This window comes from Neisseria blantyrii, from assembly GCF_962747855.1.
GTDB lineage: Bacteria > Pseudomonadota > Gammaproteobacteria > Burkholderiales > Neisseriaceae > Neisseria > Neisseria viridiae.
Genome location: NZ_CAUIZY010000009.1, coordinates 41,397 through 56,971 on the forward strand (window position 1 = coordinate 41,397; position 15,575 = coordinate 56,971).

At 56.2% G+C, this 15,575-nt stretch carries 12 protein-coding genes; 6 read left to right on the forward strand and 6 right to left on the reverse strand.

The window, feature by feature from the left end; translation table 11 throughout:
• Positions 1 to 3: 3 nt before the first annotated feature.
• Entirely contained in the window at positions 4 to 729 is a 726-nt protein-coding gene (locus Q9J80_RS08275) for a ComF family protein (protein ID WP_301673974.1), read from the reverse strand.
• On the opposite strand from Q9J80_RS08275, the gene bioH reads away from it, so the two are divergent.
• The 3 genes from bioH to Q9J80_RS08290 all read left to right on the forward strand — a co-directional run bounded on the left by bioH (position 728) and on the right by Q9J80_RS08290 (position 3,839).
• Complete coding sequence (gene bioH / locus Q9J80_RS08280) at positions 728 to 1,471, forward strand: pimeloyl-ACP methyl ester esterase BioH (RefSeq protein ID WP_301673973.1); 744 nt, start codon at positions 728 to 730, stop codon at positions 1,469 to 1,471. The genes Q9J80_RS08275 and bioH overlap by 2 nt on opposite strands.
• Before the next feature lies 1 nt (position 1,472).
• Positions 1,473 to 2,261, forward strand: coding sequence for a class I SAM-dependent methyltransferase (locus Q9J80_RS08285; RefSeq protein ID WP_304671508.1), 789 nt, complete (start codon positions 1,473 to 1,475; stop codon positions 2,259 to 2,261).
• An 81-nt stretch (positions 2,262 to 2,342) separates the two neighbouring features.
• Positions 2,343 to 3,839, forward strand: coding sequence for a gliding motility protein (locus Q9J80_RS08290; protein ID WP_304672781.1), 1,497 nt, complete (start codon positions 2,343 to 2,345; stop codon positions 3,837 to 3,839).
• 36 nt (positions 3,840 to 3,875) lie between these two features.
• Here Q9J80_RS08290 and recQ read toward each other — a convergent pair whose 3' ends face one another.
• From recQ to murJ, 4 genes are all read right to left on the reverse strand, one after another.
• Positions 3,876 to 6,176, reverse strand: coding sequence for a DNA helicase RecQ (gene recQ / locus Q9J80_RS08295; RefSeq protein ID WP_301673970.1), 2,301 nt, complete (start codon positions 6,174 to 6,176; stop codon positions 3,876 to 3,878).
• A gap of 64 nt (positions 6,177 to 6,240) precedes the next feature.
• Positions 6,241 to 7,023: an indole-3-glycerol phosphate synthase TrpC gene (gene trpC, locus Q9J80_RS08300; RefSeq protein WP_301673969.1), complete on the reverse strand. Its 783-nt coding sequence runs from the start codon at positions 7,021 to 7,023 to the stop codon at positions 6,241 to 6,243.
• A 50-nt stretch (positions 7,024 to 7,073) separates the two neighbouring features.
• Positions 7,074 to 8,030 carry a YheT family hydrolase gene (locus Q9J80_RS08305; RefSeq protein WP_301673968.1) on the reverse strand — a complete coding sequence of 319 codons (957 nt, stop codon included), beginning with the start codon at positions 8,028 to 8,030 and terminating at the stop codon, positions 7,074 to 7,076.
• A gap of 132 nt (positions 8,031 to 8,162) precedes the next feature.
• Positions 8,163 to 9,701, reverse strand: coding sequence for a murein biosynthesis integral membrane protein MurJ (gene murJ / locus Q9J80_RS08310; RefSeq protein WP_301674014.1), 1,539 nt, complete (start codon positions 9,699 to 9,701; stop codon positions 8,163 to 8,165).
• 203 nt (positions 9,702 to 9,904) lie between these two features.
• On the opposite strand from murJ, the gene Q9J80_RS08315 reads away from it, so the two are divergent.
• Positions 9,905 to 10,603 carry a thiol:disulfide interchange protein DsbA/DsbL gene (locus tag Q9J80_RS08315; RefSeq protein WP_107863303.1) on the forward strand — a complete coding sequence of 233 codons (699 nt, stop codon included), beginning with the start codon at positions 9,905 to 9,907 and terminating at the stop codon, positions 10,601 to 10,603.
• Positions 10,604 to 10,683: 80 nt separating this feature from the next.
• Here the strand turns inward: Q9J80_RS08315 and amgK are convergent, their stop codons facing one another.
• Positions 10,684 to 11,688: an N-acetylmuramate/N-acetylglucosamine kinase AmgK gene (gene amgK / locus Q9J80_RS08320; protein WP_301673967.1), complete on the reverse strand. Its 1,005-nt coding sequence runs from the start codon at positions 11,686 to 11,688 to the stop codon at positions 10,684 to 10,686.
• A 69-nt stretch (positions 11,689 to 11,757) separates the two neighbouring features.
• Here amgK and Q9J80_RS08325 point away from each other — a divergent pair, with 69 nt between their 5' ends.
• Both Q9J80_RS08325 and Q9J80_RS08330 read left to right on the forward strand, forming a co-directional pair.
• Positions 11,758 to 14,166 carry an LPS-assembly protein LptD gene (locus tag Q9J80_RS08325; RefSeq protein WP_304671513.1) on the forward strand — a complete coding sequence of 803 codons (2,409 nt, stop codon included), beginning with the start codon at positions 11,758 to 11,760 and terminating at the stop codon, positions 14,164 to 14,166.
• A 100-nt stretch (positions 14,167 to 14,266) separates the two neighbouring features.
• Positions 14,267 to 15,253, forward strand: coding sequence for a peptidylprolyl isomerase (locus Q9J80_RS08330; RefSeq protein WP_301673965.1), 987 nt, complete (start codon positions 14,267 to 14,269; stop codon positions 15,251 to 15,253).
• Positions 15,254 to 15,575 lie beyond the last annotated feature (322 nt).

The following is a 15,575-nucleotide window of genomic DNA, read 5'->3' on the forward strand; positions in this document are numbered from 1 at the left end:
TAGTTATTTTTTCATTGGCGTGCGTGCCAGCGTCCAGCAGCAGATGCGGTTCGCGCCCGATTTTTTCAGCATCTTCGCCAGTTCGTTCAGTGTCGCGCCGGTGGTAAAGACATCGTCGATTAACAGAATATTACAGTTTTCCGGTATCGGTGTGCGGATTTCAAAGGCGTTTTTGATGTTTCGCCGCCGTTCGCTGCCTTTGAGCGTGCTTTGCGGCGGGCGGTGGTGTCGGAATACGGTATGCCGCGGTAGTGTGCGCCAACCGTAGCGTTGCGCCAGCAGCCCGACGATACTTTCGCTTTGATTGAAGCCGCGTTGAAGCAGCCGTTCTTTGCCCAGCGGTACGGGCAGGACGAAATCGAAACATTCGTCTGCAAGCCAGTCGGGCGGGTTTTGTACCATCAGGTTTGCCAACGGGCGAATCATGCCCAAGTCTGCCAAGTGTTTCAGCGTACGTATCATGTTGCTGACGGGTGGTTCGTAATGCAGCGAGGCCCACATCCGGTCGAATGCGGGCGGTTTCTTTTGGCAAATGCCGCACGCCGATCCGCCTTGGATGTGTCTGAAACACAGGGGGCAGCTGTTTGCCGCGTCGGTGCGGAAACTTGCCAAATCGGTATTGCAGCTGGCGCAGATGCCGTCTGAAACGTCTGATGAATCGTGGCATAATACGCAGTGTCTGACTGCGGCCGCGTCTGCGATGCGCCGCCAACAAGAGAGAAAATCCATGCCTGATGCCGTCAAAAAAGTTTACCTGATACACGGTTGGGGGGCGAACCGCCATGTGTTCGACGACCTAATGCCCCGTCTGCCTGCAACGTGGTCGGTGTCCGCCGTCGATTTGCCCGGACACGGCGACGCGCCCTTCGCGCAACCCTTCGATATTGAGGCAGCTGCCGACGCTGTTGCCGCACAAATCGATACGCCCGCCGACATTCTCGGCTGGTCGCTCGGCGGATTGGTTGCGCTGTATCTGGCGGCCCGCCATCCCGGAAAAGTCCGTTCGCTCTGCCTGACGGCGAGTTTCGCCCGACTGACGGCTGACGAAGATTATCCCGAAGGGCTTGCCGCGCCTGCACTGGGCAAAATGGTCGGTGCGTTCCGTTCGGATTATGCCAAACATATCAAACAGTTTCTACAATTACAGCTTTTGCACACGCCTGATGCGGACGGAATCATAGGCAGAATCCTGCCCGATTTGGCGCGCTGCGGCACGCCTCAAGCCTTGCAGGAAGCTTTGGACGCGGCGGAGCGGGCGGATGCGCGGCATTTGTTGGACAAGATAGATGTTCCGGTACTGCTGGTGTTCGGCGGCAAAGACGCGATTACGCCGCCGCGTATGGGCGAGTATCTGCACCGGCATTTGAAAGGAAGCAGGCTGGTTGTAATGGAAAAGGCGGCGCATGCGCCGTTTTTGAGCCATGCGGAAGCGTTTGCCGCGCTGTACCGCGACTTTGTCGAAGGGGTTTGACATGAATCCGCAGGACAAATGCTGGCAGGTTCACCGCCATCTCGCCGAACATGCCGACCAACGCCTGACACTCGTCCGCAACGCGCCCAAGCATATCCTGCTTGCCGGTGCGGATGCGGACATCAGCCGCAGCCTGCTGGCGAAACGCTATCCGCAGGCGGTATTTGAAGAATACGATTCCCGTGCGGATTTTTTGGCGGCTGCGGCTGCCGCCCGCAAAGGCGGTTTTTGGCAAAGGTTTACGGGTAAGGGCGTGGTGCAACACTGCCAATCCCCGACCGCGCCGCTGCCCGAAGCGTGTGCCGATATGTTGTGGTCCAACCTCGGTTTGACGGAGGCGGAAAGCATCGTCCCCGTGCTGCAAAATTGGGCGCGCGCGCTGAAGACGGACGGGCTGCTGTTTTTCACCTGCTTCGGGCGAGATACCTTGGCGGAACTGAAATGCCGTCTGAAAGAAAACGGCATTGAAAGCCGCAGCGTGATGTTTCCCGATATGCACGACTTGGGCGATATGCTCGCCGAAAACGGCTTTTACGACCCCGTTACCGATACGGCGAAGCTGGTGTTGGATTACAAAAAGGCGGAAACGTTTTGGGCGGATATGGATACGCTGGGCGTTTGGCGGGCGATGGCGTGGAACGATGAAAACGCCGCGCGTTCGTGTGTCGGGGCGATATTTGAACGGGAAGGCGGTTTGGGCATTACGCTGGAAACGGTGTACGGACACGCCGTGAAAAAACTGATGCTGCCGCAGGGGGAGAACGTAGTGCAGTTTTTTCCGAAGAGATGATGTGCAGATGCCGTCTGAAGCCGTTTCCAAGTTTCAGACGGCATCTGTCTGTGAAAACCTACAGAAATAAAGGAAATGCCGATGTATGCCGATGCCGGAGACGTATATTGCGTCTATAACATCAGACTGAAGCAGTACACTGCCTGCCAGGTTACCCGAGTTGAAGAACACGGCGGTAAAAAAACATATGCAACCCTGCTGGCTTTGGACTGGCAGGGCAACAAACCGCTTGGGTCGGCGGAGCTGGCGGATTTGAAACCGCTCTACAAAGACTTTATGTATTGGGAACGCGGTCTGCACATGTATAAGGCAAGTGCCGTCGTGCCGACGGGATATGTACGGGTTGGGAATACCGCGCCGCTGGTCGGCGAAGACACGCAGCGGTATGCCTCTTTTTGGGGCGACGGCTACGACGTGTACCGTCAGTTGAGATGGCAGCAGATACCCGAAAAACAGAGAAAGGCATTCAAAAAAGCCGCCAAAAGCAAAAAGACCGTGATGTTTGCCGGACGGGAATACGGCATATCCAAACAGAATTTGAGCGATGTTTGGGACGATTTTGAAGACGCGATGGAACTGAAGGCGTTTCCCTGCCTGTCTTCGCTGTTTCTGACCAAATGGCATAAAAATCTATATGAATATCTGGAGGAATATCCGTTTATCACCCGATTGTGTCTGGAAAACCACGGTCAGACCGTGCTGGATTTCAGCAATACGCGCATAACCGACCTTTCTGTCGATATGACCGGCGTGGAATCGCTTTATCTGAACGAAGGCTTGGACAGCCTGAACCTGAAAGGCGAAATCAAGGAAAACTGCAAGGTCTATACCGCCGAAAAGGGCGCGGGTCTGATTTTGGAAGTGGGTAAAAGCGTTCCTGAAGTGCAGGGTTTGGAAAACCTGACCGCCGTCAACGTCATGGGCATTGCCGATTTTGATATGCAAAACCTGTCGGAAACGTATCCTAAGCTCAAAACCATACGGCTGTGGGGCAAACCGGGCAATATCGCCAATTTTTCCGCCGTATCGGGATTTGAGGATTTGGAAGTGTTCACTACCGTAGATTTGTTCGGTTTCGGCGCGGACGACATCCCGCATCCCGACCGGCTGCCGAAGCTGCACAGGCTGTGGATGAGCAGCCTGCCCGAAGAGGCGGCGAAGGCAGTGAAGAAACTTTATAAGAAACGGAAGGAAGACGGGCTGGACCTGTGGATAGAAAAAGCCCGAAAACCCGAATGGCTGGCGCAAAATTTCGATAACCCCTTCCGTGATTGGGACGGTGCGGAGCATATTCCGAAAAGCCATGCCAAAAAAGCGGCGGAGCTGTACCGGAAAACCCGTGCCGGCGTGGTCAAACTGCTCGGCAATCCGCCTGAAAACATAGGAGAGGAGCTGGCAGAGGCGGTCAAAGCCTATACCGGAGGTTTCAACAAAATGGACAAAAAACTCTTTATTGACACGGTAGAACGGGAAGATATTGCCGAGGCGTTGGAAACGATATTGAACCTGATACCGGAGGGGTCTTGTGCCGACAAGGAAAAACTGTTTGAAATATTTGATAAAAACAGGAATTTTTAAATAGAGGCAATGCCGTCTGAAACTTGGTAACGGGCCTCAGACGGCATCCCGTTCCAACACCGCCAACACCGCCGCACCGTAACGTGCGGCTTTTTCTTCGCCTACGCCGTATACGGCGGCAAGCTCCGCCAAACCTTCCGGCTGTTTGGCGGCAATGGCGCGCAGGGCGGCTTTGCTGAGAATGCGGTAGGGTTCGGACTGTTCGTGTTTTGCCGTTTCGTTGCACCATTGGATCAGGGCGCGCATCAGGCGGCGTTTGCGTTTGGCGGTTTCATCGATGCCGTCTGAAAACGGACGGCAGACGGTGAGGATGTCCCGTCCGTATTTGGCGGCGCGTACGCTGCCCAAGCCGTGCACGCCTTCGAGGTCGGTTTCGGTTTCGGGCGTATCGGCAAGCATATTGGCAAGGCTTTCGTCGGAGAGGACGGCATGCAGGGCGCAGTTTTCCGCCCTTGCCTGTTTATACCGCCAGGCTTCGAGTTTTTGACGCAGTTGTTGTTCGCGTTCGGTTTGCGGGCGGATGACGGCATCGTGGCTAAAGTCGGCAGCGTTTTGGCAGACTTTGAGGATGCCGTGTCCGAAACGGTCGATTTTGGCTTCGCCCAAACCGTAGATGTCGTGCAGCCCGTTGAGGTCTTGCGGCATTTTTTCGACAAGGTCGCGCAGGGTTTTGTCGCCGAAAATCATATAGGCGGGGATGCCTTCGGCTTCTGCCTGTTTCATACGCCAAACGCGCAATGCCTGCCACAGGCGTTCTTCGCGTTCGGTACGCAGCCAGTTGTCTTTGAGGGTGCGGACGGCGGGCTTGTCGCGCTTGAGCGGGCGCAGCATCACTTCGGTTTCGCCTTTGAGGACTTTTTTGGCGGCTTCGGTCAGTTGCAATGCCTGATATCGGGTAATGTTGACGGTGAGATAGCCGAGGCTGATGCACTGGCGGATGACGCTGCGCCATTCTTTGTCGGACAACTCCGCACCGATGCCGAATGTGGACAGTTGCTCGTGCCGGTTGCCGCGTATCCAATCGTCGCTTTTGCCGCGCAAAAGGTTGGTGATGTAACCGGCGGCAAAACGTTGTCCGGCGCGGTACACGCAGCTGAGTAATTTTTGCACCAACACCGTGCCGTCAAACCGTACAGGCGGATGCAGGCAGTTGTCGCAATGGCCGCAGGGTTCGGATTCTTCGCCGAAATGTTTGAGCAGCAACACGCGGCGGCAAGCGGCGGTTTCGCAGACGGAAAGCATGGCATCGAGTTTTTGCATTTCGATTTGCTTTTGCACATCGTCGCTGTTGCCTTCGGCAATCCGTTCGCGCAGCAACACCCAATCGTTCAAACCGTAACACAGCCAGCTCACGGCAGGCAGTCCGTCCCGTCCGGCGCGTCCCGATTCCTGATAGAAATGTTCGACACTTTGGGGCATATCGAGATGGGCGACAAAGCGCACGTCAGGTTTGTCTATGCCCATGCCGAACGCCACGGTCGCCACCACGATAATATTGTCTTCATGCGTAAAGCGGCGTTGGTTTTCCTCGCGTACGTCCATGCTCAAACCGGCATGATACGGAATCGCGTTTAATCCGTTTTCACGCAAAAACTGCGCCACATCTTCAACCTTTTTGCGGCTTAGGCAGTACACAATGCCGCTTTGCCCCATCATTTCTTTGCGGATAAATTCAAGCAGTTGCTTTTTGCCGTTGTTTTTTTCGATAACCTGATAATAAATATTCGGGCGGTCAAAGCTGGAAATAAATTCGGGCGCATTGTCCAAGTGCAGATAATGCTTGATGTCGGCGCGCGTGGCGGCATCAGCGGTGGCGGTCAGGGCGATGCGCGGGACGTTCGGATAGCGTTCGGCAAGCATGCCGAGCTGTCGGTATTCGGGGCGGAAATCGTGTCCCCATTGGCTGACGCAATGCGCCTCATCAATGGCAAACAGGCTGACGGTTTGTTGGTCGAGAAAACGCAAAAAGCGGTCGGTAACCAAGCGTTCCGGCGCGACATAAAGCAGTTTCAGACGGCCTTGGGCGAGCCGGTCGGCAATATCGCGCGCCCCGTCTGCCGATGTGCCGCTGTTGACTGCCGCCGCTTCGATGCCGGCGGCGTGCAGGTTTGCCACTTGGTCGTTCATCAGCGCAATCAGCGGCGATACGACAACCGCCACGCCTTCGCGCATCAGCGCGGGAATCTGGTAACACAAAGACTTGCCGCCGCCCGTCGGCATCAGCACCGTCAAACTGCCGCCGCCTGCCAAAGTATTGATGACAGCCTCCTGCCTGCCGCGAAATTCGGGATAGCCGAATACTTCGTGCAGAATCTGTTTGGCGGTCGGTCGGTGCATGATGGTTCCGTGCTTTGTAAGGGTGTTGGTCGGTCGGCGGCAATATGCCGTCTGAAATCGGGATTTAGAAGAGTTTGCCCACTTCCGCCTCAATATCGCCGGCACGCATGAACGTTTCGCCGATCAGGAAGGTGTGCACGCCGCGCGCCCGCATAAATTCCACATCCGCCTTACCCGTAATGCCGCTTTCGGTAACGACGGTTTTGCCTTCCAGCGCGGGCAGCAGCGACAGGGTTTGGTCGAGGGAGACTTCAAAAGTCCGCAGGTTGCGGTTGTTTACGCCCCACAACGGCGTGGTCAGGTTGCGGCATTTTTCCAATTCGGTTTCATCGTGCAGTTCGAGCAGGACGGTCATGCCCAATTCGTGCGCCACCGCTTCAAAGCGTTCCAATTGTTCCTGTTCCAGTGCTGCGGCAATCAGCAGGACGGCATCCGCCCCCCATGCGCGCGCCTGATAAACCTGGTATTCGTCGATGATGAAGTCTTTGCGCAGCACGGGCAGCGATACGGCTTCGCGCGCCTGTTTGAGGTATTTGGGCGAACCTTGGAAATAGGGTTTGTCGGTCAGTACGGACAAACACGCCGCTCCGGCGTTTTCATAGGCGCGTGCAATCTCGGCCGGTCGGAAGTCCGGACGGATTAACCCTTTGCTCGGGCTTGCCTTTTTGATTTCGGCAATGACGGCGGGCAGGTTTAGGCGGTGTTTGCCGCGTATCGAATCGATGAAGCTGCGGACGGGCGCGGCTTCTGCGGCAAGTGCGCGGATGTGTTCGGGGGAAACGGCGGCTTTTTGAGCGGCAACTTCCTGTGCTTTGGTGGCAAGGATTTTATTGAGGATGTCGGTCATATCGTGTTCCGTATTCGTCTGGGGAAAGGGGGAATATTAGCATCAAACCGTTAACGCCTGTTTGTGCGGAAGCTGTCGAAATAGGACAGGACGGTCTGCGGCAGCCATTGCAGGTGCAGCCTGCCACCGGTGCTGCTGACAAAGCCGGCGTGCCCACCGTGTGCAGGTTGGAACAGGGTAACGGCTTCGGACACTTCGTCCGGTGTCGGCAGTGCTTCGGGCGGCAGGAAGGGGTCATTGACGGCATTGAGCAGCAGCAGCGGTTTGGCAACGTGTTTGAGCAGCGGTTTGCAGGAAGTTTGGCGGTAGTAGTCGTGCCGATCGGCAAAGCCGTGCAGCGGTGCGGTGAAATGGTCGTCAAACTCGCCCAGTGTTTTGCACCCTGCGGCAAATGCCGTCTGAAAACCTTGGAGCGACCGTGCTTTGGGTATCAGGGTGCGGAGGAAGTAGCGCGTGTAGAGCAGCCGCGTGATGCCGCTGTCGAAGCGTCTGCCTGCCGCCTCTGCATCGACGGGGGCGGATACGGCGGCCGAGGCGTGCGGCAGCGCGTTTTCGCCCCGTTCGCCCAAATATTTTGCCAGCGCGTTGCCGCCCAGCGATACGCCGACGGCGTATATTTCACGGTAACGCGCGGCGAGCGTGTCCAAAGTAAAGGCGATTTCGGCGGTATCGCCCAAGTGGTAGAACACCGGGGCGGTGTTCGCTACGCCGCCGCAGCTGCGGAAATGGACGACTACGCCGTTCCAACCGCGATTGCGTACCGCGAGCATCAGTTCGACCGCGTAATGGCTGCCACTGCCGCCCTCCAAACCGTGAAACAGCACGACCAGCGGCGCATCGGGCGAAATGCCGTCTGAAAAGTCGTAGGCGACTTTGGTTTTACCCGTGCTGTCGGGAAGCAGCTCGCGGCGGTATGTGGGTGCGGGGCGTTGCAGGAATTTGGCGGCCAGCGTGTCGGCATTGCCGTTGCGGAGGAAAAAGGGCGTGTCCGGCGGTGTCAAAATCATAAGGTATCGGTTTTCTTGTTTTCAGACGGCATTGATGATGCGGCAGCCCGTCCGGCCGATGCGGACGCGGGGGATGCGCGTCCGAATATAGGCGCGGAAAAAGCGTTTTCCGAAAAAGGATATCGGCATCGGTCAGCTTTCCACCCGTTTGAAATGGCGCGGACGGAAGCCCAGTGCCGCCAGTGATGCGAAATACAGACAGCCTCCGATGACAATTAGGATGAAGAGCCGGGCGGCCTTTTGCATTCCGCCGGCGTGTACCCAGTCGAACGGCAGCCAGATTTGGGCGGCATACAGGCCGCCTCCCATCACGGCGAGCGAGAGCAGCATTTTTGCCAAGAACGCCGCCCAACCCTTGCCGGGCCGGTAAATACCGTGTTTGCGTAACAGGAAGAACAACAATCCGGCATTGATGCACGCGCCCAGACCGATGGCAAGCGAAAGTCCGACGTGTTTCAGTGGGCCGATAAAGGCAAGGTTCATCAACTGCGTGCAGATGAGCGTGAAGATGGCGATTTTGACGGGCGTTTTGATGTTTTGCCGCGCATAGAAGCCGGGTGCCAACACTTTAATCATGATCAAACCGATTAAACCGAAAGAATAGGCAATCAGCGCGTGTTGCGTCATCTGCGCGTCAAACAGCGTGAATTCTCGGTACATAAACAAGGTTGCCACCAGCGGGAACGACAACACCGCCAGTCCAACCGCCGCCGGCAGCGTCAGCAGCATGCACAGGCGCAAACCCCAGTCGAGCAGGGCGGAAAACTGTTCCGTATCTTGGTTTGCTGCGTGTTTGGACAAAGTCGGCAGCAAAATCGTACCGAGCGCCGCCCCCAGCACGCCGCTGGGCAGCTCCATCATGCGGTCGGCGTAATACATCCATGAAACGCTGCCCGATTGCAGATAAGACGCGAAAATCGTGTTAATCACCAAAGAAATCTGCGCCACGCTCACGCCCAAAATCGCAGGCGCCATCTGTTTCATCACGCGGTTGACCGCCGCATCTTTGAAATTCAGTTTGGGCAGTTTCAAAAAACCCAGTTTCGCCAGCCAGGGCAGTTGGAAGCCGAGTTGCAAAATGCCGCCGACAAAAACCGCCCATGCCAGTGCGGTAACGGGAGGATCGAAATACGGCACGAAAAACAGCGCGAATACGATAAACGACACGTTCAGAAACGTGGGCGTAAACGCCGGAATGCTGAATTTATGATAGGAATTGAGTACTGAGCCGACAAAAGAGGAAAGTGAAATCAATAAGATATAGGGGAACGTAATCCGCAGCAAATCGATGGAGAGCTGAAATTTGTCGGCATCTTTGGCAAAACCGGGTGCGGAAACATAAATCACCCAAGGCGCGGCAAGTATGCCCAGCGCGGTAACGATGACCAGCACAAACGACAGCATCCCCGCCACATGGCGGATAAAAGCCTCCGTCGCCTCTTTCGAACGCGTTTCCTTATATTCCGCCAAAATCGGCACAAACGCTTGGGCAAACGCCCCTTCCGCAAACACGCGGCGCAGCAGGTTGGGCAGTTTGAACGCGACAAAAAACGCATCCGTCGCCATGCCTGCGCCGAATGCGCGCGCAATGACTGTATCGCGCACAAATCCCAAAACGCGCGACACCATCGTCAGGCTGCCGACTTTTGCCAAAGCTCCAAGCATATTCATCATTGTTCCTCAACAGTCGTACCCGTTTGGGGCAACGGCGCGTATTGTACGACAGAAACCGCTTCAGACGGCATCGGGTTTCATGTCGTCCGAGCCGGTTTCCCGATACGAAAGCTTCCTTTTCCGGAGGCAAACTGTATCAACACGCGAAAATACAATAAAATACCAATATCCGATTTATTTCCAACATCACGGAGAGCTGTATGAAATCCAGACACCTTGCCCTCGGCGTTGCCGCCCTGTTCGCCCTTGCCGCGTGCGACAGCAAAGTCCAAACCAGCGTCCCCGCCGACAGCGCGCCTGCCGCTTCGGCAGCCGCCGCCCCGGCAGGGCTGGTCGAAGGGCAAAACTATACTGTCCTTTCCAACCCGATTCCCCAACAGCAGGCAGGCAAGGTTGAAGTCCTTGAGTTTTTCGGCTATTTCTGCCCGCACTGCGCCCACCTCGAACCTGTTTTGAGCAAACACGCCAAGTCTTTTAAAGACGATATGTACCTGCGTACCGAGCACGTCGTCTGGCAGAAAGAAATGCTGCCGCTGGCACGCCTTGCCGCCGCCGTCGATATGGCTGCCGCCGAAAGCAAAGATGTGGCGAACAGCCATATTTTCGATGCGATGGTTAATCAGAAAATTAAGCTGCAAGAGCCGGAAGTCCTCAAAAAATGGCTGGGTGAACAAACCGCCTTTGACGGCAAAAAAGTCCTTGCCGCCTACGAATCTCCCGAAAGCCAGGCGCGCGCCGACAAAATGCAGGAGCTGACTGAAACCTTCCAAATCGACGGTACGCCCACGGTTATCGTCGGCGGCAAATATAAAGTCGAATTTGCCGACTGGGAATCCGGTATGAACACCATCGACCTTTTGGCGGACAAAGTACGCGAAGAACAAAAAGCCGCGCAGTAAGCCTATCTGAAAAATGCAGTCTGAACCCGATTTCAGGTTCAGACTGCATTTTTAGTTTCAAGCGTTCGGAGGGCTGTTTCTTAGAACGTAAAGCCCGTTTCCAGTTCTTCATCGCCGACCAGTTCGACCAAGAGCGCGTAGAGCGGGGCGAGTTCGGCATAACGGCGCGATACGCGGCGCAGATAGTTTAAGAAACGCGGGATTTCCGGACGGTATTTGTCTTTGCCGTCGCGGTAGTACAGGCGTGCGAAGATGCCTGCAACCTTCAAGTGCCGCTGCACGCCCATCCATTCGAACCAGCGGTAAAACTCGTCAAACGCTTCGGGGACGGGCAAGCCGGCAGCCCGCGCCTTTTCCCAGTAGCGGATAACCAAGTCCAAGACAAATTCTTCTTCCCATTCGATAAAGGCATCGCGCAACAGCGACACCAAATCGTAGGAAATCGGGCCGTAAAGCGCGTCTTGGAAGTCTAAAACGCCCGGCCTGCCGCGCGTCAGCATCAGGTTGCGGACAATAAAGTCGCGGTGTACATAGACTTTGGGCTGCACCAACAGGGGCGGCAGCAGTGTATCAACGGTTTGCTGCCAAAGTTGGCGTTGCTTGAATGTTAATTCTCGCCCCAATTCTTTTGCGACAAACCATTCCGGGAACAGGTTGATTTCGCGCAGCATCGTTTCACGGTCATATTCGGGCAAAACCCCTTCACGGCTTGCCTTCTGCAATTCGACCAGCTCGCCGATGGCCTCCAGCAACAGGGCTTTGTGTGCCGCTTCGCCCTGCTCCTGAAGCATCGCGGTTAAAAACGTCGTATTGCCCAAGTCGTTCAATACCACAAACCCCAAATCCGTGTCCGCGTGCAATATCTGCGGCACATTGACCATGTCAAACAGTTTCTGCACCTTCAAATAAGGCGCGACACTCATCTTGTCGGGCGGCGCATCCATGCAGACGACACTGCTGCCGTCTGAAAACGTTGCACGGAAATAGCGGCGGAAATCAGCATCCGCCGCCGCAAAGGCCAGTTCGAAACTGCGGTCGGGATAGACGGTCTGAAGCCAATTTTTCAGTTCGATTTGTCGTTGCATAACAGTACTAAAGCATTTCAGGTTACAATAAACGCTATTCTAACTGGCAAACCGACCTGAGGGGCAATTTTGGCTCGTTTATTTTCACTCAAACCACTGGTGCTGGCATTGGGCTTCTGCTTCGGCACGCATTGCGCCGCCGCCGATGCCGTTGCGGCGGAGGAAACGGACAATCAGACCGCCGGAGGAAGCGTTCGGAGCGTGTCCGAACCCATGCAGCCTGTCGGCCTGAGCCTCGGTTCGACCTGCCTGTTTTGCAGTAACGAAAGCGGCAGCCCCGAGAGAACCGAAGCTGCCGTCCAAGGCAGCGGCGAAGCATTCATCCCCGAAGATTATACGCGCATTGTTGCCGACAGGATGGAAGGGCAGTCGCAGGTCAAGGTACGCGCGGAAGGAAGCGTTATCATCGAACGGGACGGCGCAGTCCTCAATACCGATTGGGCGGATTACGACCAGTCGGGCGACACCGTTACCGTAGGCGACCGTTTCGCCCTCCAACAGGACGGTACGCTGATTCGGGGCGAAACCCTGACCTACAATCTCGAGCAGCAGACCGGCGAAGCACACAACGTCCGCATGGAAACCGAACAAGGCGGACGGCGGCTGCAAAGCGTCAGCCGCACCGCCGAAATGTTGGGCGAAGGGCATTACAAACTGACGGAAACCCAATTCAACACCTGTTCCGCCGGCGATGCCGGCTGGTATGTCAAGGCAGCCTCTGTCGAAGCCGATCGGGAAAAAGGCATAGGCGTTGCCAAACACGCCGCCTTCGTGTTCGGCGGCGTTCCCCTTTTCTATACGCCTTGGGCGGACTTCCCGCTTGACGGCAACCGCAAAAGCGGCCTGCTTGTTCCCTCACTGTCCGCCGGTTCGGACGGCGTTTCCCTTTCCGTTCCCTATTATTTCAACCTTGCCCCCAACTTCGATGCCACCTTTGCCCCTGGCATTATCGGCGAACGCGGCGCGACGTTTGACGGACAAATCCGTTACCTGCGTCCCGATTACAGCGGACAGGCCGACCTAGCCTGGCTGCCGCACGATAAGAAAAGCGGCAGGAACAACCGCTATCAGGCAAAATGGCAGCACCGGCACGACATTTCCGACACGCTTCAGGCGGGTGTCGATTTCAACCAAGTCTCCGACAGCGGCTACTACCGCGACTTTTACGGCAGCGAAGAAATCGCCGGCAACGTCAACCTCAACCGCCGCGTATGGCTGGATTATGGCGGCAGGGCGGCTGGTGGCATTTTGAACGTCGGATTGTCGGCACAAAAATACCAGACGCTGGCAAACCAAAACGGCTACAAAGACAAACCGTATGCTCTGATGCCACGCCTTTCTGCCGATTGGCATAAAAACGCAGGCAGGGCGCAAATCGGCGTGTCCGCACAATTTACCCGCTTCAGCCACGACAGCCGCCAAGACGGCAGCCGCCTGGTCGTGTATCCCGGCGTCAAATGGGAGTTCGGCAGCAGCTGGGGTTATATCCGGCCCAAGCTCGGGCTGCACGCCACCTACTACAGCCTTAACCGCTTCGACGGCAAAGAGCCGCGCCGCGTCAGCCGCGTGCTGCCCATTGTCAATATCGACAGCGGCGCAACCTTCGAGCGGAATACGCGGCTGTTCGGCGGAGAAGTCCTGCAAACCCTCGAGCCGCGCCTGTTCTACAACTATATTCCTGCCAAATCCCAAAACGACCTGCCCAATTTCGATTCGTCGGAAAGCAGCTTCGGCTACGGGCAGCTCTTCCGTGAAAACCTCTATTACGGCAACGACAGGATCAATGCCGCAAACAGCCTTTCCGCCGCCGTACAAAGCCGTATTTTGGACGGTGTGACGGGGGAAGAGCGTTTCCGCGCCGGCATCGGTCAGAAATTCTATTTCAAGGATGATGCGGTGATGCTTGACGGCAGCGTCGGCAAAAATCCGCGCAACCGTTCCGACTGGGTGGCATTTGCCTCCGGCAGCATCGGCAGCCGCTTCATCCTCGACAGCAGCATCCACTACAACCAAAACGACAAACGCGCCGAGAACTACGCCGTCGGTGCAAGCTACCGTCCCGCACAGGGCAAAGTGTTGAACGCCCGCTACAAATACGGGCGCAACGAAAAAATCTACCTGAAGTCCGACGGTTCCTATTTTTACGACAAACTCAGCCAGCTCGACCTGTCCGCACAATGGCCGCTGACGCGCAACCTGTCGGCCGTCGCCCGCTACAACTACGGTTTTGAAGCCAAAAAACCGATAGAAATGCTGGCGGGTGCCGAATATCGGAGCAGTTGCGGCTGCTGGAGTGCCGGCATGTATGCGCAACGTTACGTTACCGGAGAGAACACCTACAAAAACGCTGTCTTCCTTACCCTGCAATTAAAAGACTTGAGCAATATCGGCAGGGTTCCCAAAGGTGCGATGGACATTGCCGTACCCGGCTATATCCCGAATCTGGACCTTTCAGGCAGGCGCAAAACGCAGCCGTAAACAGACCGAATCCCCGTCCTGTTCCAACGAACCTGCCGTCCGACGAACAACCCCGATTCCGCGAACCCAAGTGCGGAATCCAACCGATAAGGAAATATCGATGAAGATAAAAACCCTGATGATAGCCGCCGCACTGCTGAGCGCGTCCTACAGCCAAGCGGCACCCCGTGCGGCAAAACCCGCACCTGCCGCCAAGCCGGCGGAGACGGCACGCCAAGAAGCCGCCCAACAGGAAGGCGGTATACACTTTTCAGACGGCATCGCCGCCGTTGCCGACAACGAAGTCATCACACGCCGCAGGCTGGCACAGGCTGTTGCCGATGCCAAGGCAAACCTGCCCAAAGGCGTACAAATCAGCGATACGGCATTGACCGAACAAGTACTGATGCAGCTGGTCAACCAATCACTGATCGTACAGGCGGGCAAACGCCGCAACATTCAGGCGGGCGAGGCAGAAATTGCCGCCGTCGCCGCGCAAAACCCCGCGCTTAAGAACCTGTCTGCCGAACAACGCCGCGAACTTGCCGACAGCATTATTGCCGAAAAAGTCCGCCAGCAGGCAGTAATGCAGAACAGCCGGGTAAGCGAGGCAGAGGTCGACCGCTTTATCGAACAGGCGCAGAAACAGGGCGTTACCCTGCCCGAAGGCGAGCCGATGCGCCAATACCGCGCCCAACACATCCTGATTAAGGCCGACAGCGAAAACGCCGCTGTCGGCGCAGAAAGCACCATCCGCAAAATCTACGGAGAGGCACGCAGCGGTGCAGACTTTTCCAGCCTGGCGCGCCAATATTCGCAAGACGCGAGCGCAGGCAACGGCGGCGATTTGGGCTGGTTTGCCGACGGCGTAATGGTTCCCGCCTTTGAAGAAGCCGTCCGCAGCCTCAAACCCGGCCAAGTCAGCGCGCCCATACGCACCCAGTTCGGCTGGCACATCATCAAGCTGAACGAAGTACGCGAGGCGGGCACGCCTCAGGAACGCGTCCGCAATTCCGTACGGCAATATATTTTCCAGCAGAAGGCAGAACAGGCAACCGTCAGCCTGTTGCGCGACCTGCATTCCGGCGCGTACATCGACATCCGCTGAAACGGTTTGAAGCAAAAAGCCATACTGATCGGGCAAAAATTCGGGCGGTATGGCTTTTTGGATTTCGAGTTACTTTTACACCGTCATTCGTCATTCCCGCGAAGGCGGGAATCTAGGACGTAGAATCTAAAGAAACCGTTTTATCCGATAAGTTTCTGTGCCGAAGGGTCTGGATTCCCGCCTTCGCGGGAATGACGGCATATCGGTTTCGGTGAGGACAAACCTAGATTCCCATCTGCGCAGGAATGACGGGATTTTAGATTGCGGGTATTTATCAGGAATGACGATTTAAAAGTTGCCTGAAGCCTAAAAGCAACTGAAA